Origin of the sequence: Sphingobacterium sp. SGG-5, assembly GCF_011043525.1 — a bacterium.
Taxonomy (GTDB): domain Bacteria; phylum Bacteroidota; class Bacteroidia; order Sphingobacteriales; family Sphingobacteriaceae; genus Sphingobacterium.
Genome location: NZ_JAAKGO010000002.1, coordinates 205,922 through 229,063, shown reverse-complemented (window position 1 = coordinate 229,063; position 23,142 = coordinate 205,922). Strand labels below are relative to the sequence as shown.

The following is a 23,142-nucleotide window of genomic DNA, read 5'->3' as shown; positions in this document are numbered from 1 at the left end:
TGATAATAGAGTATTTGTCCTAAAGGGGTCAATAGGGCATCTTTGTATAGACCAATAACATAAACAATAGTTAGATTATGAGGAAAATTTTTCAATTCAGGTATGACAAATTGCATGTATTCTTGCTGTTCTTTAGCTTGCTGATTTTTTGCTCTGAAGCAAATGGACAGATCAGGACGGTATCGGGCACTGTCAGTAATCAGGACAGTGATAGGTTCGAAGGGGTGACTGTGACGGTAAAGGGTACAACGATTTCTACGAGAACAAATGCGGACGGTGCTTTCGATATTGAGGTTCCCAACGGACAGACGGATGTCTTGACTTTTTCGTACGTAGGTTATGAGGTCAAAGAAATTGCGGTGTCTGGGGTGTCCGCGGACAGATTCGAGGTGGTCCTTGATCCAGAGAGAGGTTCTTTGGAAGAAGTGGTGGTGTTGGGTTTTGGACAGAGTCAAAAGAAAATCGCACAAACTGGGGCTATCGCGTCTGTGGATGGCAGGCAGTTGAAGCAGAGCCCTACCGCAAATGTAATGAATGCGCTGGCGGGCCGGCTGCCGGGGTTGGTCGCTGTACAAAGGACCGGTGAGCCAGGTAAGGATGATCCCGCTTTATTTATCCGAGGGAGGGCTTCCTTGAATACATCGTCGACCCCATTGGTCACGATAGATGGTGTACAGCGGGACTATAAAGCCATCAGTTTACTCGATGTCAACGAGATTGAAAACATAACTATTTTGAAAGACGCTTCAGCAACGGCTCTATATGGTGTGAAAGGAGCAAATGGGGTTATCATTGTGACCACTAAATCGGGGAAAATTGGAAAGCCAACGATTAATGCTACCCTAGAAAGAGCGTTTTCGGATGCCGTAGAAATGCCCAAGTTTTTGGATGCGTACAATACAGCAATTCTTTTTAACGAAGGGTATAAAAATGATAATCCGACTGCCACGCAGCCGTTTTACTCCGATGAGGCCATAGAAGCTTTTAGAACGGGGTCCGACCCGTTGCGCTACGCCAATGTGGATTATTTAGACGAGCTTTTGAAAACAGGTATCGAAACCAGAGCAAATGTCAATGTATCAGGCGGCGGCCAATTGGCGAAATACTTTGTCAATGTGGGATATCTCGATCAAGGAGGGATCTACAATGCGGAAAAGAACAGTGATTATGACCCTAACGCTACCTACAAGCGTTATAACTTTCGCTCTAACGTAGATATCGATTTTGATGAAAATTTTTCCATAGGCTTAAAGCTGAACGGTGCTATTCAAAATATCAGTAGGCCTAATGGCTCGGTTGCCAATATATTTATTACAGCGATGACGGTGACTCCGACCATTCCTATTAAATATCCTGTCGGTTATTACAGTCATGATACACAGCAGGCTAATCCGTTCTGGTTCCTAAATGAGTCCGGGTATGTGGAGGAGTATAATTCAGCGATGTCAGGTATGTTTACCGCTATTCGCAAACTGAACTTTATCACCGAGGGACTGTCGATAAAAGGCAACTATTCTTTTGATGGTTATTATAATAATAGTCTTGTCCGGACAAAAGAAGTGCCTCGTATTCGGTATAATGGTACCGGTGACTTCAATGATACCGAAAGCTATACGTTCTTCAATAGTGATATTCCACTATCAGCACCGAGGGGAGCATTTTCCCAAAGTCGTACGATATGGATGGATGCGTCGCTAAATTATCAAAGAAGGTTTGGAGACCATGATGTGTCCGGCTTACTTCTAGCCAATAGAACACAGATTGTCAATGCCATAGCGGACCAAAATGCGACTAATGCTATTCCTTTCGTGTCCCAAGGTCTTGTCATGCGTGCGGTATATAATTATAAGTATAAATATTTCGCAGAATTCAACGCGGGATATAATGGCACGGACAACTTTTCACCAGAAAAGCGATATGGCTTCTTTCCTGCAGCGTCTGTAGGTTGGCTTCTGTCGGAGGAGAATTTCATGAAAGGAAGCAATCTCATCAATCACCTTAAAGTCAGAGCTTCATACGGTTTGACCGGAGACGACCAAATTGCCGGAAGGAGATGGCTGTTTATCTCCGAATATTTGAATGAAGGTTCTTATGGATATGGCACAACTTTACAGAATGTAGCGGCCATTTCTGAAGGGGCAATGGCCAACCGTGCCGTATCGTGGCAGATTGCAGAGAAGACGAACGTGGGAGTAGAATTGAAAGCCTTCAGAAATATGTTGGGTCTTAATGTAGATCTGTTCTATGAAAATAGGTATAATCAGTTAATAACACCCAATACTGTTCCTGGAATATTGGGGATGACGGGCAGTAATCTTCCCCCGGTTAATGAGGGTAAAGTCGAAAATAAAGGTTTTGAAATAGAATTGACGCATAACCATAGAATAGGGCAGGTAAATTATTTCCTCAACGCTAACACATCATTCTCAAGGAACAAGATTCTCTTTATGGATGAGGCGCCGCAGCTTTATCCATGGTTGGCGCGGACAGGTAGAAGTATTGGCCAATATTATGGCCTTACAGCGATTGGATTTTTCAGAAATCAGGCCGAAATAAATAACAGTCCTACCCAATTCGGCACGGTGATACCGGGCGATTTAAAATACAAAGATCTTAACAACGATGGTGTGATCGATGGTAACGATGTGGCCCATATCGGGGGGAGCAATGTGCCCGAGGTATTTTTTGGTATTTCCGGAGGAGCCAACTGGAAAAATTTTGATGTGAGCTTCCTGTTTCAGGGAGCGGCAAATGCTTGGCGCAACAACCAGGGGATAGGGTATTGGGAATTTTTCAATGGCGGTAAAGTATTAGAAGCACATCTTGGAAGGTGGACGCCCGAAACAGCCGCTATGGCAACCTATCCGGCTCTCCACTCTGTGCGGAATGCCAACAACCATAGGCAGTCTACGTTTTATTTAGAAGATGTGCGTTATATACGCCTCAAGAATTTTGAAATTGGCTACACGTTTAATGATGTTAAGATCATCAACCATAAAGGGTTTCGGTCTTGGCGAATATATGCGAATGGACAGAATCTCTTTACGTGGAAGGGGGATACGGTATTTGATCCAGAGCTAACGGGTGCGACCAATACTTATCCGACGATGCGCACATTTAATTTAGGGACCGCAATTAGTTTTTAGCATGAATTTTAGAAAGGATAACGATATGAAAACGAGATATAGCATAACCCTCTTGTTGTTGACAGTCGTGCTGACGACATTCCAGTGTTGTCAGGTTGATGAATATCTTGATAAAGCGCCGACAGGTGGGCTCACAGAAAACCAGGTCTTTGGAAACTATCAGCAAGCGTTACAATATTTGGCGGGTGTCTATAGGAGGTTGCCGGATGAGTGGCAGCCGGCTGGCAGCGAAACTTTTACGTATGCAGCCGCATCGGATGAAGCCCTGACTTCGCAAGAGCTGGGCAATGGCCCACAGGTGTATACCAACGGTCAGATTACACCCACGGAAAATGTGTTGGACCGATGGGTTCCTCTGTACGGTGCTGTGCGGAGTGCCAACCTGTTTTTGGAAAAGATAGATGCTTGGACTCCAGAAAACCCGGTGGAAATAGCGGCGAAAGACAGAATGATCGGTGAAGCGTATTTTCTTCGAGCCTTCTTCTTTATGGAGCTTTTTAAGCGCTATGGAGGTGTCCCGGTATTTGAAGGTACACTGGATGTCTCCGAGGATCTCAATCTTCCTAGAAATACGGTAGACCAAACCGTTGCTAGAATTGTAGCGGATTGTGATCGAGCAGCGGATCTACTGTATAAGGAAAATGCACCTGCAGACTTGGGCCGTGCCACTAAGGGGGCCGCGTTGATGCTTAAAGCACAGGCTTTGTTATTTCGTGCCAGTCCTTTGCATAATCCTTCTGGTGATCGAGCAAAATGGGTTGAAGCGGCGAATGCGGCTCGGGATGTTATTGAGTTGGAGGCTTACAGTGTCGATGGAAATTATAAAAGTCTTTTTCATTCGCGGACGACACCTAATATTATTTTTCAATCTACTGTCAACAAAACAGCATGGCGAAACCTGATGTTTTTACCCAGCTTACGGGGTTATGCGCGAATCCAGCCCACACAGGAAATGGTAGATGCTTATGAAATGCAGGCTACCGGACTTCCGATAACAGACCTTGCTGCTTCTGGATATGACCCGAATGACCCCTATGCCGGCAGAGACCCCCGCCTGGGATACTCGATAATATATGACGGAAGTACGTGGAAAGGACAGGTCATCCGTACGCATGCGAGTGCGGGCACGAATGCGGTACTTCCCGGGGGAGGAACCACACAGACCCGAACTGGCTATTATTTGGCAAAAACGGTAGACGAGAATGCGAACATAGAGCCAGCGGTCACTGGAGAGCATTTTTGGGTGTACATGCGGTATGAAGATCTGTTGCTGATGTATGCCGAAGCGCAAAATGAGGCACTGGATGCACCAGATAATAGTGTGTATGAGGCAGTCAATAGTGTCAGAACAAGAGTAGGAATCAATATGCCTCCATTACCGATAGGATTGGACAGAGCTCAGATGCGTGATAGGATAAGACGAGAACGAAGAGTTGAGCTGGCATTTGAAGGGAAGAGATTCTGGGACATCCGCCGCTGGAGGATAGGAGAACAGGTAATGCGCAGCGCGAGCGGTGTAGTTGTAAGGCTTACGGGAACGGTACGGTCCTTTGAATATAATCTGTTGCAAAACAGAACCTATAGAGCGGAATTTGACCTATTTCCTATTCCACAGGATGAAATCAATAGGCAACCGGCCTTGGAACAAAACCCAGGTTATAATTAATTTAAAGATAATAATATATGAAAAAGTATCGGGTATATAGAGTATTGAGCTGCATCCTGGGGTTAGCTATGATAGTAGCGTGTGAGGATGTGCGTATTGATCCGGATGTGTTGGACGACTATGCATTGACTACCCCGCCACTCGAGTTGATACAGCAGATAGAAAGCCACCCACAGCTTTCATGCTTTGCCAAGCATTTTAAAACGCTTCAATTGAGCAAGGAAGTCTGGAATAAAGGCTTTACGGTGTTCGTTCCTGAGAATATGACCGATGTGGATTGTCAAAAAATGTCGGTCGATGAACTAAAAAGCCATATCGTAACGCAAATATTAAATAAGGAAGAGTTAGCTCGGAGAACCTCCATCTCAACGATGGGAGGAGAGTCGTTTGTGGTGACGAAGTGGCCTGGGGAGGCACAAGGTATCCGGTTGAATGGTATTGCATTGAATGAGACATCAGGTAGTGGGGACACCTATCGTTTTTACACGACGGAGCGATCTTTGACCAGTCTGCCCGGTCACGTCGTCGCTTATAGTGCGCCAAATACCCAGCGATATATCGGAAACCCGAGCATTTGCGTCCTTCCTAATGGTGATTATTTAGCGTCTCACGATTTTTTTGGTCCGGGAGCCGTATCAGGAACCTCAAGAATATACCGTTCTGTAGACGAAGGGATTACCTGGACTAGAATTTCCGAGTTGCAACGGCAGCAGGTGAGCACTTTGTTCTTTCATGATAATACATTGTATATCTTAGGATTGGATAGAACGGGTCAGGTGGTAATCCGTTCTTCCGACGATGAGGGGGTGACCTGGACGGCAGCGCCTACTACCGAGAATAATGGATTATTATTTAGCGGCTTGTACCAGACGGCTTCATCACCCATTGTTGTACATAATGGGCGTATATGGAAGGCTCTTGAGAAAGTTACAGGCTCTTCAGCTGATTGGGCGAGAGCATTTGAAGCCATGGTTATCTCTGCACCGGTTGACGCAGATTTACTGAAACGAACGAACTGGACATCCAGTACGACAGTTCCATTTGACGGAACTTGGTTGGATGGACGTTTTGAAGGTATGCTCGAAGGAGGAGTCGTATTAGGAGCCGACGGTGTTGTGCGGAATATGTTGAGGGCGCACACCAATATCAGTGGTGAAGAGTATGCTGCGGTCATTCGGTACAATAGCACGGGTACGACGGCAGATTTTAATCCCACTGAGGATTTTGTGTCTTTCCCTGGTGGATCAAAGAAGTTTACTGTTCGTTATGACGCCGAGTCAGGTAAATATTGGTCGTTGGTAAATAGTATCGCACCCGATCAATGGGGATACACTTGGACACCGAAGATCAGAAATACGTTGGCCTTGTCGTCTTCTGCCGATTTAGTCCATTGGACAGTCAACAAGATTGTTGTCAATCACCCGAATGTAGACAAAAGTGGCTTTCAATATGTGGATTGGGATTTTGATGGTAATGATATTGTTCTGCTCATTCGTTCTTCGTATGACGATGGAAATAGTGCTCCTCCAGATTATCACGATGCCAACTATCTATTCTTCAAAAGGATTGATGATTTTCGCCAGTATAAGGATAAACAATATCCTTATGGTCCTTTATAAAAATTATAATCGAAATAATTAAATAAGAGCATATGAAAACTATAAAATTATACCCTTGGAGAGTCATAACAGGGCTACTGCTCATGGTGATTGTCCTTGGAGAAAGCAGTTGTAAAAGAAGCAGTCCATTTGACTATTTTGAAGAACAACCGGTTTATGAAGATACGGGCGACGATAACGATGACAATAACAATAATGGAGGAGATGAGGGCGATGACGATGATGGACCACAAACGATCGAACCTGGTGAAAATTTGGGTGATCTCGGTCAGGTCGTGTTCAGTTACGCAGGAGAGACTGTCGTATACGCTACGGTACGGCTAGGTGACGGTAGTATATGGTTACAGCAAAATTTGGGATCGTTTCAGGTGGCTGGGTCGACTAACGATCATCTGGCTCATGGAGACCTGTTTCAATGGGGTAGATGGGATGATGGACACCAGCTCATTGATAGAACCAATCCGACCCAGCCTCCTCTTGCTGTCAATAGTACAAATCTGACAGCACCCAACCCCGATAATATACTTGCGACAAAAACGGGTAATGCGGTGGGTTCGGTGTATATTAATAAAAATACGTGGTGGAACATGGAAGAACCCGTAACCGCTACTGCGGCAACACCCGAAGAAGTGACAGCGACCAATGGAGCTGATCCTTGTAAAGCGATAGGCGAAGGGTGGCGATTGCCGACGGCAACCGAGTATACGGCTATCAAAGACAATACGGACGGCGTATTGGGGAGTACGATCACGAACAGTGAAACCGCATTTAATTCCATATTGAAATTGACGGTGGGTGCGATTAGGACCGGTCCTGCAGGTTTTACCGGTGTAGGCAACCGTGGTATGTATTGGAGTAGTACCGCTGCACCATTGACGGGAGGCTTGACGCCTCATCAGTCCATGGCGATTGATATCACGGTAACGACGGCTTCAGTGGCACCAAGTCGGCGGTATTTTGGATGTTGTATCAGGTGTTTGAAAAAATAGCATTAGGGTTCTTATCTTGCCGTTGTGAAAAAGCGTATCATACCTGTATTTATTACATATATCATTCTGCTCTGCTCTTTTGAGGTATTTGCTTCCCGTGAATTTAATCCTTCGGTAAAATGGATTACCAACATGAATTCACAAAGTGCAACCAATACTTGGCTGGCCTTTAGGAAGACTATTCATATCGATGTTGTTCCAGAGCAAGCTATTGCAAAAATAGCGACGGATAGTAAATATTGGCTTTGGGTTAATGGCAGGCAGGTTGTTTTTGAAGGGGGCTTGAAAAGAGGGCCTAATCCATGGGATACCTATTACGACGAGTTGGATATTGCGTCCTATCTGAAGCAGGGATCGAATACAATAGCTATTCAGGTTTGGTATTTTGGGAAGGACGGTTTCTCGCATAAAAGTAGTGGACGGGCGGGGCTATTATTCGATTGTGATGCAGGTCCTACAGCGATTGTGAGCGACAGAACATGGAAGAGTACAGTTTTGAGGGCCTATAAAACAGCAGAAGCACCGATGGCTAATTTTCGGCTTCCGGAATCGAGTCTGTTGTTCGATGCACGAGAGAGTTTGGGCAAATGGTGGGATACTGATTATGACGATGGGAAAATGACCGCTTCGATGGAAATAGGCGCTGCAGGAGACTACCCTTGGAATGACCTGCGCAAAAGGCCGATTCCGCTATGGAAAGATTATGGGTTAAAATCTTACATCAACACCTTGTCTTTTCCTTTTGTGAGTACCGGTGATACCATCGTTTGCGACCTGCCGTATGATGCACAGATAACACCTTATTTTGAAGTAGAAGCGGAAGAAGGGGAGCGTATAAAGATGTTTACCGATAACTATTTAGTATACAATGGAGGCGATACCGGAATTCGAGGCGAGTATATTACCAAGCAAGGGCGACAGGAATATGAAAATTTGGGCTGGTTGAACGGACATAAAATGTATTACTGCATCCCCAAGGGCGTAAAAGTACTGGATTTAAAGTTTCGGGAAACGGGGTATGATACTGAATTTGTCGGCTATTTTCACAGTTCGGATATTTTTTTGAACAAGTTTTGGAATAAGGCCGTGCGATCCGTTTATGTGAATATGCGAGATACCTACATGGATTGTCCGGAAAGGGAGCGTGCACAGTGGTCTGGTGATCAGGTGCATGAGGCCGCTCAGGCATTTTATATGTTTGATTCCAATGCCCATGCGCTGGCAAGAAAATACCTATATGAGACAATAGCCTGGCAAAAACGGAATGGGGTATTGTTCGGGCCTGTTCCGGCAGGAAATTGGGATAAAGAACTTCCTGTACATATGTTGTCAAGTATCGGTTATTATGGAGTCTGGAATTATTATATGCATACAGGAGATGTCCAAACCTTGAAAAATACCTATAGCGGCATAAAAAAATATTTAGCATTGTGGGAACACGACGTGCAAGGTACCGTAAAAATGAGGTCAGGAGATTGGACGTGGGGAGATTGGGGACAGGAAAAAGATATGTTACTTATTCAGAACCTCTGGTACTACCTTGCTATGAAGAGTCTGTATAACACCGCAGCACTGATTGGTGAAGGACAAGATGCGGTGGCTTTTAAAGAATTTCTTGTTGTATTTGAACAATCGTTCAACAGGCAGTTCTGGACGCCCTCTGGTTACAGAAGTCCGAACTATAGGGGTAAAACAGATGATCGTGTACAGGCTCTTGCAGTTGTGGCAGAAATTGTGTCCAGCGATAAATATCCGATTATAGCGGAAACCTTGAAAACAGAATGGCATTGTAGCCCATTTATGGAAAAATTTGTGCTTGAAGCCCTGTTTAAAATGGGCTATGGTGGAGAAGGCTTAGACCGCTTCAAAAAGCGCTTTGATTATATGGTCAATCATCCCTATTTTACGACCTTGTTTGAGGGGTGGGGAATAGGGCCGGAAGGTTTTGGGGGAGGGTCGATCAATCATGGTTGGGCCGGTGCGGGCACTGTTGTTCTCATGCGCGATCTGTTGGGCATAAAACCCATACAGCCTCGTTTCAAAGTGTTTCAGGTCTTACCCGCTTTATATGATATGCAAGACGCATCAGCCAAGGTGCCAACCGATTGGGGAAGCGTAGAAGTGGCTGCCAAGCAGGATGATGAAAACTTTACACTACAGGTTAGCTTGCCTGAAGGAACTACTGCAATAGCAGGGGTGCCCAAAGCGGGGTATCGTCGGGTATTTTTGGGTAATGAACTCATTTGGGAGAACGGTAAATCCATTGCAAATAAGCGTGCGACCTATATTGATGAGGATGATACGGGCCATATTAAATTTCAGATAACGCATAAAGGTAGCAGAGCCTTTGTGCTAAAAGCGATAAAATAATATATAAATAGATGCTGTTCAAAATAAGACAAATACTAGCTGCTATACTGTTGAGTGCGATGTCCATACCCGTTTTGCATGGGCAAGATGTTAATATTAACCCAGCTTTGTTACAGGGGCGTTGGGATGCGCAATGGATTACTTGCCCGAATGTACCCCAAAAAGAGTATGGGGTGTATCATTTCAGAAAGACATTTACATTGAGCAAAGTGAAAGATAGATTCATCGTGCATGTGACAGCAGATAACCGCTATCGGTTATTTGTGAATGGACATCCGGTTACAAGCGGCCCGGCTCGAGGCGATCTGTATCATTGGTATTTTGAAAGCGTGGATATTGCCCCTTATCTACACCCGGGCGAAAATGTAATAGCGGCACTCGTATGGAATATGGGTGAGCACATGCCTGTGGCACAGATAAGTAACCAAACGGCATTTCTGATACAGGGAGATACGGAAGGTGAAAACGTCGTCAATACGGATAGTACTTGGCGGGTGCTTGAAAATCAGGCTTACTCCCCCTGTTCCACAGACAATGAGCGTCGCATGAGAAATTATATGGTCGTAGGCCCGGGCGATCGTGTAGAAGGAGCCGATTATCCATGGAATTGGGAGTTGCCGGGTTATGACGACTCCAATTGGCTCGTGTCCCACCTGATTGTACATCCGGTTCCTACAGGCTATGGTACGGACAACCGTTGGACATTGGTGCCGAGAAATATCCCGCTGTTTGAAGAGAAGCAGCAGCGTATCCCGAAGGTTCGGCGAGCCAATATAGAAGCCGTACAAGATGGTTTTTTGACCGGACAGAAGGCTTTACGTATCCCCGCAAATAGCCAAGTGAGCCTGCTGCTTGACCAGACGTACAACACTGTAGCCTATCCTGAACTTTTGGTAAGCAAAGGAAAGGGGGCCGAGATCAAGCTTACTTATGCGGAAGCACTGTATGATAAGCACTTTGTCAAGGGCAACCGAAATGACATCGAAGGGAAAAATATAATAGGAAATGATGATATATTCATTGCCGATGGAGGGGTTGACCGTAAATTCAGGCCTTTATGGTTTAGAACATACCGTTACGTGCAATTGGATATAGTGACAAAGGATGAGGATTTGCTTATCGACGATTTCTACGGCATGGCGACGGGTTATCCTTTTCGCATGGAAGCATCATTTCGCAGTAACGACCCCTCCCTACAGGAAATATGGGATGTTGCTTGGAGGACACAGTTGATTTGTGCCGGCGAAACTTTCTTCGATACACCCTATTATGAACAGTTACAGTATCCGGGAGATACACGGTTGCAGGCCTTGGTCACGCTATATATGAGTGGAGACGACCGTCTGATGCGTAAGGCCATCTTAGATTTTTATCATTCCAAGATACCAGAAGGTCTGCCACAAGGGCGATATCCAAGCAATAGGCTACAGGTCATTCCTACCTTTTCCTTATTCTGGGTCTCTATGGTGTATGACTATTGGATGCACAGGCAGGATGATGCGTTTATTGAACAGTTTCTTTCTTCTGTGCGTGATGTGCTGGATTGGCACGAGCGATATATTCAAGAAAATACAAAGATATTGGGTAAAATGCCTTGGTGGAATTTTATTGATTGGGTGCCGGGATTAGTGAATAGCCGGGGTGGGGCGGAAGGAAACACGGCCATCCGGACGTTACATTATTCCTATACCTTGCAGCAAGCCGCCGCATTATTTGCTTATTTTCATAAGCAGGCCGAAGCAGATCATTATCACCAAGTGGCTTTATCGTTGAATGCAGCTACGTATGAGACATGTTTTAACAAAGAAAAGGGATTGATGGCGGATGCGCCTAATCAAAGCACTTATAGCCAACATGCCAATATTATGGCCATCATCAGCCATGCGCTATCCGGTGAAGAAGCAAAACAAGTCATGGACAAGGTTTTGACCGACCGTACACTATCGCAGTCGTCCTTTTATTATCGTTTTTATCTGACAAGGGCGCTACATAAGACGGGAATGGCAGACAGCTATTACGCACAGCTGGAGCCTTGGCGAGAAATGCTGCGCTTAGGGTTGACGACTTTTGCGGAAACGCCTGAGCCGACACGATCTGATTCCCATGCTTGGGCTTCTGTGCCAAACTATGAATTTCTGGCCACCATATGTGGGATCAGACCAGCAGAACCAGGCTTTAAAAGTGTCATTATACAGCCGGCATTTGGCGAGTTGGAAGAAATTGAGGGAGAAATGCCCCATCCTTTAGGAAAAATAAAAGTCGCTCTAAAGAAGCAGCACGGTAATAGGATCGTAGGTAAAATAATACTACCTCCGAATCTAACAGGAACCTTTATGTGGCGGGGAAAAGAAATGGCTTTGCACGCCGGTATACAAGAGATCGATATTTGAACCACATCTGAATACTCATGAAAGTTTATATCTTTTTGCGTCTATGCCTCTTGATGCTTGTTACGTTTGTTTGCTTGGAGACCCATGCACAAAAACGAAGTGCCGGAGGGAAAAGGTACACGGGGTTGATCGATATACCCCATCAAATACTACGGTACCATACGGTCGATTCTATCCGAAAAGAGATGAGAATACTCAAGGAGCTTGGTTTTGAAAGGGTTTACCTCGTCCTTTGTAATCCCGGGTATCCGGCTCACTCCCATCCGTTCAACACGATATTACCGATGGGAAAAAAAATGCCGTATCGTATGTTGGAGTCTGTCATCGAACTTGGAGATCCTAACTGGGTGTACCTGAATGAGGCGAAAAAAGCAGGTTTGGAGGCATTTGCTGTTATGAAACCATATGAGTCCGGATCGGGAAACACTATACCCGAGGGGAAAGTAGCACCGTATAGCAGAGCCTTGGTTAAAACTATAGGAGGGAGCCATATTCACTTTGACAATATGCTTATCAAGCATCCCGAATACCGTGTCCAACGGAAACCTTTGGTCGATTCGATCCAAAAGCGGACCAACCTGCCCGTGACTGCTGTTGAAGTGAGTTTTTGTATTGATTCCTTTCGAAATAAGATTGGGCACAATAATTACCTTAATTTCAGAGGGTATTCGAGGTCTGAGGTTGATTCGACAGAGGTGGAATTGTACGTAAGCAAGGATAATGGGACTTATAAAAGACTCGAACAGCCCTATACAACAACAGTCTCATACGGATTTAAAGATGTGTATGATGCCAACGGGCGTCGACTGTACGATAACAAAGAACATCTCGTATTGAGGCTGGAGAACCTCGATATAAGTGAAGACTATAAGTATTTTGTAGCTATAGTCAAATCACAGCATAAACTTTATACTATTCCATACTCCATGATTAAAGTTTTTACAGCATCTGGTGAAATTCCCATTACCTTGGGGGTGTATGCGCGTAACCCGTTGCATTTGCCCAATGTGCCGCTTGATCCGGCGACCAAGGCCTGGGGTACGGAGGGCAACCCAGTAAAGGGAGAGAAGGCTATGGATCTGTTTCAGAAGTGGGGTGTAGAGTTTGAGTGGTACGGTGTAGGTTTTTGGGGGAATGGATGGGAAAGTACAGGGGTATATGGTATAGCTAAGGGGGTAAGGGAAGAAATGAAAGGTACGCTTTGTGAAGCGTATCCTGAAGTGCGGGAATATTGGATGCAGCAGGTCAGAAGGGCTGTGGATATGGGATACGATGGCATAGATTTTCGTTTGCAAAATCATTCGGCTATGGTGGCTGATCATCTCAGTTACGGATACAATGAACCCATTGTGGAGAAGTATCTTCAGAAATACGGTGTCAATATACTGCAACAGGAAGCTGATCCCTATAAGATCATGAAGATTCGAGGCGACTTTTATTACGAATTTCTGGAAGAGGCGGCGAAGTATATCCGAGATCACCATAAGAAGATCAATATTCATTTAAGACATGCGGATCAAGAACCTGAGGTCAGTTATGCGGAGAGTGATTTTAATGAACTCGGTTTCTGGACGATGCCAAAAATTATAGTGCCTTGGGAAAAAATAGTCGATCTGGCGGATGAAATAACGCTGAAACATTACTATTTCAATGATTACAGACCGGCGTTGGCTGACCGGATCAAAGCTCGGGCGAAAGCGCAGCATAAGCCCGTATGGGTCATCGATAACGTGAATCACCGAGAACTGAATGCAAAATTTATGACAGCGATAGAGCAAGATCCTCTGGTGGATGGTGTGGTGTTTTATGAGTTTGCCCCTGGTGTTTTTGATACGTATGTCACGGGCGATACCAGTAAACCATACAGTTTGGTTATTTTACAAGATCTCTTAAAACAGGTAGGGTGGCCTTCGAATTGATAAAGAAAAAAAATAATGATATGAGACGACGTACTATACAAACCGTTGTGATAATGATGCTACTGTCGTTTGGTGGTTCGCTGGGGGTGCTGGCTCAGGAAATACCTGTTACGGCACTTTATAGTCGCTTGCTGAATAAAAATGAACAATGCCTGGAATTGGTGATTAAAGGGGATGAAGTTCGTTACTTAGGGGACGGGTTGTTGGTTGCCGGCGCAGGCAGTCTGGTCAGGCTAGATCGTTATTATGCGTTGGCATCTCGGTTTGTCCGCTACCAGGTTCGATTTTCGGGTGACACACATGCTGTATTTCAGGGTGATACGGGGCCGTTCAAAGTGTATATTGATATAGCCAACAAAAAGATGGGGTTCGTAACAGACCCAAGAATAGAGAAAACGGTAGATTTTCTGAATGCGAAAGACGAGTATTTTGTAGAAATCCATAGAGAGTATCAACAGTCTATCGTACGGCTAGTCAATTTGAATACCGGTGAGCGTGCTGAAATATCTGCAACCCATGATGGTCGGGGTGGACATGGTCGAGGGGCTGAATCCCCAGGGTTTGCTGTCGGACTCCAATATGACTACTATTGCTTTGGAATCACTTCTGGAGGTCCTATGCTCGTCAAACAGATGGGCGTATATTCTCGATTGAGGGATCTTACACTACTGATGTACGGTGACTCCATCACAGAACCCGATGGATACTATCCCTCAGCCGATTTTCGACAGGCTTGGACACAGTTGGTTATTAAACAACTGGATGGTCGGGCGGCTGCAAGTGCGCGGGGAGGGACGACTATCCTACAGATTCTGAAGCGGATTAAAAATGAACTTCCTTATATCAAGGCCAAATATGTTATGGTAACGATCGGTACAAATGGAAAAAACACCGAAGAAAATCTGAGTGAACTGGTGGAATATATACAGTCTCAGGGCGCTATCCCCCTATTAAATAACATTCCGGCCAATGAGAGTGGAACCCAGATTCCGGTGAATGCCATGATCGAGAAGGTGCGAAAGAAATACGGAATCAAAGGGTGTAGGTTTGACTTGGCTACATCTGTTCATAAGGATGGGTTGGAAGTTGATAAAACGGCCATGTATCTGGAAGACTATGCGCACAAACAAATCTATCACCATCCAAACATAAAGGGGGCGAAACTGATGTTTGAACAAACCCTGATCGATATCCCTGAAATTTATAAATAATAGTGAAAGCTTTGTTCTGTCCTATACTTTTCGTGTGGAGCATCCTTGTGGTTTTGACGGTGGGCGCCAAAGGTCAAGATAAGGTATCACCTTCTCTTTTATGGGATATGGAGGAATTAAGGGAGGTACCTTTATTCACGAATCTTGACTCGACTTCCTCGATACGTTCTATGCTGTTTCGGAGCGTGAGCTACGAGGGGAAGAATACGGAAGTATTTGCTTATTATTCCGATCCTGATATCGTGAGAGGGGTCAAAAGTCACCGGAAATATCCTGCTGTAGTCCTTGTTCATGGTGGTGGAGGAAAGGCTTATCGGGAATGGGTGGAGCAATGGGCGGCTGAGGGGTATGCAGCTATTGCTATGGATTTATCAGGAAATGGTCCTGATGGCAGCAAGTTGCCGAATCCGGGGCCAGATCAGGTTGATTTCAATAAGTTTGACAAAATAGCCGGTCACAGTTTACACGATGTCTGGCAATATCATGCTGTAGCCAGCGTTATATTAGCGCATTCATGGTTGTTAAACCAGCCAAATGTAGATTCCAAAAACAGCTTTATCACAGGCATAAGCTGGGGAGGCTACCTTACGTGTATAGCGGCTTCTATCGATCAGCGTTTTAAAGCGGCGGTGCCTGTGTACGGATGTGGGTTTTATGCGCAGAGTGGTGTTTTCAAAAATGATCTGAATCGGTTGAAAACAGAAGACAAAGCGAAGTGGATAAAGTACTTTGATCCTTCTTCGTATCTTCAACAGGCCAAGATTCCATTTTTGTTTATTAACGGTAGTACAGATAGACATTTTAACGTGATTCCTTATCACCAAACGTATTCTCTAGTAGCCGACGACAAGAGGTTCGTTAATATCGTGCCTGATATGAAACATAGTCATTCTGCTGGGTGGCTTCTGCATGAACCCCGGGCATTTTTTGATCATTATGCCCACGGTTATGGACAAGTGCCCAGACTCGGATCGGTTGAAGATGGTGATAGTCAAATTTCGGCACTCTATGATTCCCCCGTTTCATTATATTCGGCAGAATTTTTCTACTCGAGCGACACATCTTCGACAAATCAACATAGGGTATGGTCGAGTGTGAGGGCTAAATATGATCCTATGAGTCGCAAAATCTTTTGTCCAACACCCCATGAAGGGTTTAAATATGGTTTTTTCTTTATGCGGGATCACAGAAACCTATCGGCATCAAGTGTATTTATTTTGAGGTAGGCTTATGTCCACGATTACGAATCTACTTATCTTATCCCCCAAACTCCATCAGATACGCTTTCAGAAACTCATCCAAGTCTCCGTCCAGTACAGCTTGTGTATTGGACGTTTCGGTATTTGTCCGGAGGTCTTTAATTAACTTATAAGGATGCAGGACGTAATTGCGGATCTGTGAACCCCATTCGATTTTCTTTTTAGAGCCTTCAATAGCCGCTGTCGCTTCCTGCCGCTTCCGCATCTCAATTTCGTAAAGCTGCGATTTCAGCAAACGTAAAGCATTTTCCTTGTTTTGAAGTTGCGACCGGGACTCCTGATTCTTGATGATGATGCCCGTAGGCTTATGGTGTAAGCGTACCGCTGTTTCTACCTTATTGACATTTTGTCCACCAGCACCTCCCGATCGGAATGTATCCCATTCGATTTCCGAATCCTTTACATCGATTTCAATGTTGTCGTCCACAAGAGGATAGACATATACTGATGCAAAAGACGTATGTCTTTTCGCGTTACTGTCAAAAGGAGAGATCCGCACCAAGCGATGAACGCCATTTTCACCTTTTAGGTAGCCATAGGCAAAATTTCCCGAAAATTGTAGCGTGACGGTCTTGATACCGGCCACATCACCTTCTTGATGATCCTGTTCGGTGACCTTACAGCCGTGTTTTTCACCCCACATGATGTACATCCGCATCAACATGGAGGCCCAGTCACAGGATTCGGTACCACCCGCACCTGCTGTAATCTGAAGAATCGCATCGAGCTGGTCTTCCTCTGCACTCAGCATGTTGCGGAATTCTAAATTCTCTACCTCTTCGAGCGCGAGTGCGTATTGTTCGTTGACATCGTTTTCATCGGCATCGCCCGATTGGAAAAAATCATACATGATCGCCGTGTCGTCTACAGCCGAAGCAACAGCATCATATTGGTCTGTCCATATCTTTAAGTTTTTGATGGACTGCAAGACTTTTTCCGCTTCTTTCGGAGCATCCCAAAAATCGGATTGTAGTGTTATTTCGGTGGATTGCGCTATCTCGGCCTTTTTGACATCGATGTCAAAGGTGCCTCCTCAGGGAAGTCACTCTATCCCTCAAGTCTTGTATTTGTTCCTTCGTCATTCGTCAAATGTAAAATAAAAAGTCAAAAATAAAAATATTTTTACCCCTGCATTTTTTATCTTTGACCGACCGGTTAATCAAACCCATCGGTTAAACAGTTCAACATAGAAAAAAGACTTATCGATATGTTTCCAAACGTAGATTTCACAACAACGCAAGCCTATAGATATTTAGCAGACCATTACATCTCCGTCAATGAAAAACCCCTCAAACAGTTATTTGCTGAGGATGCGAAACGCTTCGAGAAATTTTCTATACAATTGGAGGATATCCTCTTGGACTTTTCAAAAAACAGAATAAAGGATGAGACGCTTGCTCTTTTAGTGCAATTGGCAAAAGAATGTCAGCTCGGAGAAGCGATTCAAGCCCTGTTCTCCGGCGAAAAGATAAACAAGACAGAAGGGCGGCAAGTATTGCATACCGCGTTGCGCAATCAATCCTCGCGCGCAGTTGTCGTTGGTGGTGAGGATGTAATGCCTAAGGTGAGAGCCGTACAAGCCCATATGAGAGAGTTTACCAATCAGATCTTGTCTGGAGAATGGAAGGGTTATACCGGCAAAGAAATAACGGATGTCGTTAATATTGGTATAGGTGGTTCCGACTTGGGCCCGGTGATGGTGACTGAGGCCCTGAAAGCATACAAAACACGCTTGGATATGCACTTTGTATCTAATGTGGACGGTACGCATATTGCTGAGACATTAAAAAGACTGAATCCCGAAACGACGTTATTTTTAATCGCATCCAAAACATTCACCACACAGGAAACGATGGCAAACGCGGGATCAGCTAAAGATTGGTTCTTAAAATTTGGTGGTAGCGAAGCGGATGTCGCCAAGCATTTTGCTGCACTGAGTACCAACGAAAAAGCCGTCGCTGCTTTCGGCATCGACACCAAGAATATGTTTGTGTTTTGGGACTGGGTAGGCGGTCGGTATTCCCTGTGGTCTGCTATCGGCTTATCTATCGCCTTAGGTATTGGCTATGATAATTTTGAGCAACTGCTGAAAGGCGCATATACAGCTGACGTACATTTCCAAGAGACACCATTTGAGCAAAATATTCCGGTCGTGCTTGCTCTATTGGGTATTTGGTACAATAATTTCTTTGATGCGGAGAGCCATGCCATTTTGCCGTATGACCAATACATGCACCGTTTCGCAGCCTATTTCCAACAGGGCGATATGGAAAGCAACGGAAAATATATCGATAGGAATAGCAAACGTGTGGATTATCAAACCGGGCCTATCATTTGGGGGGAACCAGGCACCAACGGACAGCATGCTTTCTACCAGCTTATTCACCAAGGTACTAAATTCATTCCATGTGATTTTATTGCACCCGCTATCTCTCACAACCCGATTGGCAACCACCATCAATTGTTGCTTTCCAATTTCTTTGCGCAAACAGAAGCATTAATGAATGGAAAGACCGAAGAAGAGGTCGTAAGGGAATTACAGGCAGCCGGCAAAAGCGTACCGGAAGTTGCTGCATTAAAAGACTTTAAGGTATTTGAAGGCAATCGGCCAACAAACTCCTTCTTGATTAAAAAAATCACACCGTATACCTTAGGCTGTCTGATCGCCCTTTACGAACACAAAATTTTTGTTCAAGGTGTAATCTGGAATATATACAGCTTCGACCAATGGGGGGTAGAATTAGGAAAGCAGCTGGCCAACAAGATCCTTCCCGAATTGGAAGATGACGTGCCGGTACAAGTGCACGACTCGTCGACAAACGGGTTAATCAATCAGTATAAAGCCTGGAGATAAAAAATAGTCTGTTGCATCATTCGTTGCAGTAGTCGCATGGAATTCGGACGACGGTTGATTTATTTTCGCTAACTTTGGATATGATAAAGTTGCCACAGATAACTGTTGCCTTGTTTGTTTTCCTGCTCATTTGCTTCGGGAGAGCGAAAGGGTATTTTAGCAAAGGCCATAATCAAGAATACATCCAGGCTACCAGAGATTCCTCATCTGTCTTGCAGGGATCTTCTGACGGAATGATGGCATTTCGCCAGTGGGTGCAGCAGAAATACAAACTGCCTAAAAAAGCAGTAAAGGAACGAGTATACGGAAAAGTAGAGGTCTCCTTTATCGTCGAAAAAGATGGAAGTCTTTCCTCTTTTGAGATATTAAAAGATTTAGGTTACGGAACCGGCGATGCCTTGATAAAGGTCCTGCGTAAAGCTCCAAAATGGGAGCCCGGCATACAGAATGGCAAGCCGGTACGCGTACAGTATAAATTGCCCATTTATGTAGATGCCTGGTAAAATAGCTATGACAATTAAAACGAGGGGGGGCTAGCTTTCTTGTTTGTGCACAACTGCGTGAGTTCAACTAATATCCGTATTTCCCTTTCCATTTTTCGCGGAGCGACTGACGCAGTTTATCTTCCGCACTGTTGGTGCCAGGATCATAGAGCTTTGTATTCGTGATTTCATTCGGCAAGAACTCCTGCTCCACGAAATTTCCGGGAAAGGCGTGTGCATACTTATATTCCGCACCATAATCCAGCTCCTTCATCAGTTTTGTTGGTGCATTCCGCAGATGTAGGGGCACAGAAAGGTCTCCCGTACGCCGTACCAACGTTTGTGCCTTGTTGACCGCTTCATAAGAGGCGTTGCTTTTTGCGGAGCAGGCAAGGTAAGTCACCGCCTGAGAGAGAATAATGCGGGCCTCCGGCCAGCCGATGACGTTGACCGCTTGGAAACAGGTGTTCGCCAATAATAGGGCATTAGGATTGGCATTGCCAATATCTTCCGACGCCAGGATCAGTAATCGGCGGGCAATAAAAGACGGATCCTCGCCTCCCTCAATCATTCGGGCCAGCCAATATACAGCAGCGTTCGGATCGGAACCCCGAATAGACTTAATAAATGCCGAAATGATATCGTAGTGTTGCTCTCCGGTCTTATCGTATCGCGCCATATTTTGCTGTACCTGCTTCAACACAAAATCGTTTGTAATGGGCGTATGGTGGGGTACAGCAGCATCCACGACCAATTCGAAGATATTCAACAGGCGTCGTGCATCTCCGCCGGAAAGTCGGATAAGTGCTTCGTATTCCTGCAAGTTGATCGTATCATTTTTGAGGAAATCATCCTCTTGCATCGCTTTTTGAAGCAGTGAAATAAGCTCCTCCTCACTAAGATGTTCGAGTACATATACCTGACAACGTGATAATAAAGCAGATATGACCTCAAAGGAGGGGTTTTCGGTGGTTGCACCAATAAGGGTGACCAATCCTTTTTCTACGGCTCCGAGTAAGGAGTCCTGTTGCGACTTGGAAAAACGGTGAATTTCATCAATAAAAAGAATAGGTTGCGATTGATCGAAATTCTTCAGCTGTTCCGCCTTATCAATAATCTCGCGCACCTCCTTTACACCCGATTTTATCGCAGAAAGACTAAAAAAGGGGCGATCGAGCTCCCGGGCAATAAGATAGGCCAAGCTGGTTTTGCCGACTCCCGGCGGCCCCCATAGAATCATGGAGGGAATATTCCGGCGGTCTATGGCGGATCGTAATACCCCGCCTTCACCCATAATGTGCTCCTGCCCTACATAATCTGCCAGCGTTTTTGGCCGTAGCCGTTCAGCTAAAGGAATGCGTGTTGCCATAGTCGTGATTTATATATACAAAGTTATCAAATTGTTTTTGGCGATTACATACTATTGTCACCCACAGGAATAAGGTCGTCATTCCGAATGAGGAACGAAGAGGAATCTATGGATAGGCAGGATTTTTTAATTTTTAACATTTCGACAACGATTTCGTGTTTTTATTATATATTTTTCTTTGAATAGCCGTTTTTTGATGCTAATTTTGCAATATTATTAAAAAATAAATTTTCACCTATTTTCTTATTATGAGTTTAGACTTAGAAACTCTTTTCAGTGAAGAGAATAATATTCCAGCGGAGTTTGCTTTAAGCGAGCAAATCGATCAGCGGGAATATTTGTCAAACGGCGAGATGTTGACCTGGGACGGCCAGATCAGTGAGGTTTTCTCACCCATTTGTGTCAAAACAAAAGACGGGTTACAACGAAAGCGTATAGGTAGCTATCCGGTATGTACGGAACAAGAGTCCATGCAAGCACTGGATGCCGCTGTAAAAGCCTATGATAACGGCCGAGGCGTATGGCCAACGATGAGTGTTGCCGACCGTATCAAATGTGTAGAAGATTTTACACGAAAGATGATTGAAAAGAAAGATATCGTCGTAAAATTGATTATGTGGGAAATCGGTAAATCATTTGCCGATTCGGTAAAAGAATTTGATCGCACGGTAGAGTATATATACGCGACCATAGATGCATTGAAAGATTTAGATCGGGATTCGTCACGTTTTCAAATTGAACAAGGTATCGTCGCGCAGATCAGGAGATCGCCTTTGGGTGTCGTACTCTGTATGGGACCGTTCAACTATCCGTTAAACGAGACTTTCACTACATTGATACCGGCATTGATCATGGGCAACACACTGTTGTTTAAACCACCAAAGCACGGTACGTTATTGCATTACCCTTTGTTGGATGCATTCCGGACGAGTTTCCCGAAAGGAGTCGTCAATACGATTTATGGACGAGGCAATAAAATTGTGCCATCGTTGATGCAATCGGGTAAGATTAATGTCCTGACATTGATTGGATCCAGCCGTGTAGCCGATGAATTGAAAAAGCTGCATCCTAAAGTGAATCGGTTGCGCGCTATACTTGGGCTGGATGCGAAGAACGCTGCTATTATTAACAAAGATGCAGATTTGAACTTGGCCGTGTCCGAGACCGTATTGGGCTCGCTGTCGTTCAATGGGCAACGTTGTACGGCACTGAAAATTATCTATGTACATCGGAGCATAGCTCAAGAGTTTTTGAAAAGGTTGTCGGCAGAGGTCGGTAAATTGAAATACGGTATGCCCTGGGAGAAAGGCGTTATGCTGACACCCCTACCCGAAGTAAATAAGCCCGCTTATTTAACCGAATGTATTGAAGATGCGAAGGCTCACGGCGCTAAAGTGGTCAATGAAAACGGTGGACAGGTCTCGGAATCATTCTTCTATCCGGCGATCGTTTATCCGGTCAACGCACAGATGAAGCTGTATCGGGAGGAACAATTTGGGCCTGTTATTCCAGTTGTACCGTTTGACGATTTGGAGGAGCCTATTGAATACCTTATCGGATCTTCTCACGGACAGCAAGTCAGCATTTTTAGTAACAATGCTTCTGTGCTTTCATCGTTGATTGATCCGTTGGTCAATCAGGTGAGTAGAGTGAACATCAACTGCCAATGTCAGCGCGGTCCGGATACATTCCCGTTCACTGGTCGGAAAGACAGTGCTGAGGGTACCTTGTCTGTTGTAGATGCCTTACGTTCGTTCTCTATACGCTCGTTGGTGGCCGCTAAGTTCAGCGAAAGCAATAAAGAGCTGCTGAATGAGATTGTCAGTGCGGACGCGTCAAACTTCTTAAGTACCAAGTTTATTTTCTAA

At 44.8% G+C, this 23,142-nt stretch carries 14 protein-coding genes; 12 read left to right on the top strand and 2 right to left on the bottom strand.

Going from position 1 to position 23,142, the window contains the following annotated elements:
* Positions 1-77 precede the first annotated feature (77 nt).
* Genes G5B30_RS03255 through G5B30_RS03215 form a run of 9 tightly spaced genes read left to right on the top strand, consistent with a single transcriptional unit; the run spans position 78 to position 16,536 of the window.
* Positions 78-3,146: a SusC/RagA family TonB-linked outer membrane protein gene (locus G5B30_RS03255; RefSeq protein ID WP_165318527.1), complete on the top strand. Its 3,069-nt coding sequence runs from the start codon at positions 78-80 to the stop codon at positions 3,144-3,146.
* Positions 3,147-3,171: 25 nt separating this feature from the next.
* On the top strand, positions 3,172-4,812 hold the full coding sequence (locus G5B30_RS03250; protein ID WP_165318526.1) for a RagB/SusD family nutrient uptake outer membrane protein: 1,641 nt from the start codon (positions 3,172-3,174) through the stop codon (positions 4,810-4,812).
* 17 nt (positions 4,813-4,829) lie between these two features.
* Positions 4,830-6,431, top strand: a complete 1,602-nt coding sequence (locus G5B30_RS03245) for a sialidase family protein (RefSeq protein ID WP_165318525.1) — start codon at positions 4,830-4,832, stop codon at positions 6,429-6,431.
* A gap of 32 nt (positions 6,432-6,463) precedes the next feature.
* Positions 6,464-7,420 (top strand): hypothetical protein, encoded by a 957-nt coding sequence (locus G5B30_RS17250; protein ID WP_206366997.1) that lies wholly within the window; start codon positions 6,464-6,466, stop codon positions 7,418-7,420.
* A gap of 24 nt (positions 7,421-7,444) precedes the next feature.
* A complete protein-coding gene (locus G5B30_RS17530) occupies positions 7,445-9,790 on the top strand; it encodes an alpha-L-rhamnosidase C-terminal domain-containing protein (RefSeq protein WP_165318524.1) in 2,346 nt (781 codons plus the stop codon).
* An 11-nt stretch (positions 9,791-9,801) separates the two neighbouring features.
* Entirely contained in the window at positions 9,802-12,180 is a 2,379-nt protein-coding gene (locus G5B30_RS03230) for a family 78 glycoside hydrolase catalytic domain (protein WP_165318523.1), read from the top strand.
* A 17-nt stretch (positions 12,181-12,197) separates the two neighbouring features.
* Entirely contained in the window at positions 12,198-14,099 is a 1,902-nt protein-coding gene (locus tag G5B30_RS03225) for a hypothetical protein (protein ID WP_165318522.1), read from the top strand.
* A 20-nt stretch (positions 14,100-14,119) separates the two neighbouring features.
* Positions 14,120-15,310 carry an SGNH/GDSL hydrolase family protein gene (locus G5B30_RS03220; protein WP_206366996.1) on the top strand — a complete coding sequence of 397 codons (1,191 nt, stop codon included), beginning with the start codon at positions 14,120-14,122 and terminating at the stop codon, positions 15,308-15,310.
* A 2-nt stretch (positions 15,311-15,312) separates the two neighbouring features.
* The gene (locus G5B30_RS03215; RefSeq protein WP_165318521.1) at positions 15,313-16,536 is read left to right on the top strand and encodes an alpha/beta hydrolase family protein; all 1,224 of its coding nucleotides are present in this window, start codon (positions 15,313-15,315) and stop codon (positions 16,534-16,536) included.
* A gap of 31 nt (positions 16,537-16,567) precedes the next feature.
* On the opposite strand, the gene prfB is transcribed toward G5B30_RS03215, so the two are convergent.
* Positions 16,568-17,651 (bottom strand): peptide chain release factor 2 gene (gene prfB, locus G5B30_RS03210; protein ID WP_165318520.1). Its coding sequence is split into 2 segments (ribosomal slippage): positions 16,568-17,590 and positions 17,592-17,651, totalling 1,083 coding nucleotides; the frame shifts between segments, so codons are not numbered across the junction.
* Positions 17,652-17,776: 125 nt separating this feature from the next.
* On the opposite strand from prfB, the gene pgi reads away from it, so the two are divergent.
* Entirely contained in the window at positions 17,777-19,423 is a 1,647-nt protein-coding gene (gene pgi, locus G5B30_RS03205; RefSeq protein WP_165318519.1) for a glucose-6-phosphate isomerase, read from the top strand.
* 80 nt (positions 19,424-19,503) lie between these two features.
* A complete protein-coding gene (locus tag G5B30_RS03200; RefSeq protein WP_206366995.1) occupies positions 19,504-19,926 on the top strand; it encodes an energy transducer TonB in 423 nt (140 codons plus the stop codon).
* 67 nt (positions 19,927-19,993) lie between these two features.
* Here the strand turns inward: G5B30_RS03200 and G5B30_RS03195 are convergent, their stop codons facing one another.
* Positions 19,994-21,274, bottom strand: coding sequence for a replication-associated recombination protein A (locus G5B30_RS03195; protein ID WP_165318517.1), 1,281 nt, complete (start codon positions 21,272-21,274; stop codon positions 19,994-19,996).
* 248 nt (positions 21,275-21,522) lie between these two features.
* Between G5B30_RS03195 and G5B30_RS03190 the strand changes: the two genes are divergently transcribed.
* Positions 21,523-23,142 carry an NADP-dependent glyceraldehyde-3-phosphate dehydrogenase gene (locus tag G5B30_RS03190; RefSeq protein ID WP_165318516.1) on the top strand — a complete coding sequence of 540 codons (1,620 nt, stop codon included), beginning with the start codon at positions 21,523-21,525 and terminating at the stop codon, positions 23,140-23,142.

Excerpts from the sequence above, each read along its gene's own strand:
- G5B30_RS03255 (WP_165318527.1), top strand. The coding sequence starts at position 78 with ATGAGGAAAATTTTTCAATTCAGGTATGACAAATTGCATGTATTCTTG.
- G5B30_RS03250 (WP_165318526.1), top strand. The coding sequence starts at position 3,172 with ATGAAAACGAGATATAGCATAACCCTCTTGTTGTTGACAGTCGTGCTG.
- G5B30_RS03245 (WP_165318525.1), top strand. The coding sequence starts at position 4,830 with ATGAAAAAGTATCGGGTATATAGAGTATTGAGCTGCATCCTGGGGTTA.
- G5B30_RS17250 (WP_206366997.1), top strand. The coding sequence starts at position 6,464 with ATGAAAACTATAAAATTATACCCTTGGAGAGTCATAACAGGGCTACTG.
- G5B30_RS03230 (WP_165318523.1), top strand. The coding sequence starts at position 9,802 with ATGCTGTTCAAAATAAGACAAATACTAGCTGCTATACTGTTGAGTGCG.
- G5B30_RS03225 (WP_165318522.1), top strand. The coding sequence starts at position 12,198 with ATGAAAGTTTATATCTTTTTGCGTCTATGCCTCTTGATGCTTGTTACG.
- G5B30_RS03220 (WP_206366996.1), top strand. The coding sequence starts at position 14,120 with ATGAGACGACGTACTATACAAACCGTTGTGATAATGATGCTACTGTCG.
- pgi (WP_165318519.1), top strand. The coding sequence starts at position 17,777 with ATGTTTCCAAACGTAGATTTCACAACAACGCAAGCCTATAGATATTTA.
- G5B30_RS03200 (WP_206366995.1), top strand. The coding sequence starts at position 19,504 with ATGATAAAGTTGCCACAGATAACTGTTGCCTTGTTTGTTTTCCTGCTC.
- G5B30_RS03195 (WP_165318517.1), bottom strand. The coding sequence starts at position 21,274 with ATGGCAACACGCATTCCTTTAGCTGAACGGCTACGGCCAAAAACGCTG.
- G5B30_RS03190 (WP_165318516.1), top strand. The coding sequence starts at position 21,523 with ATGAGTTTAGACTTAGAAACTCTTTTCAGTGAAGAGAATAATATTCCA.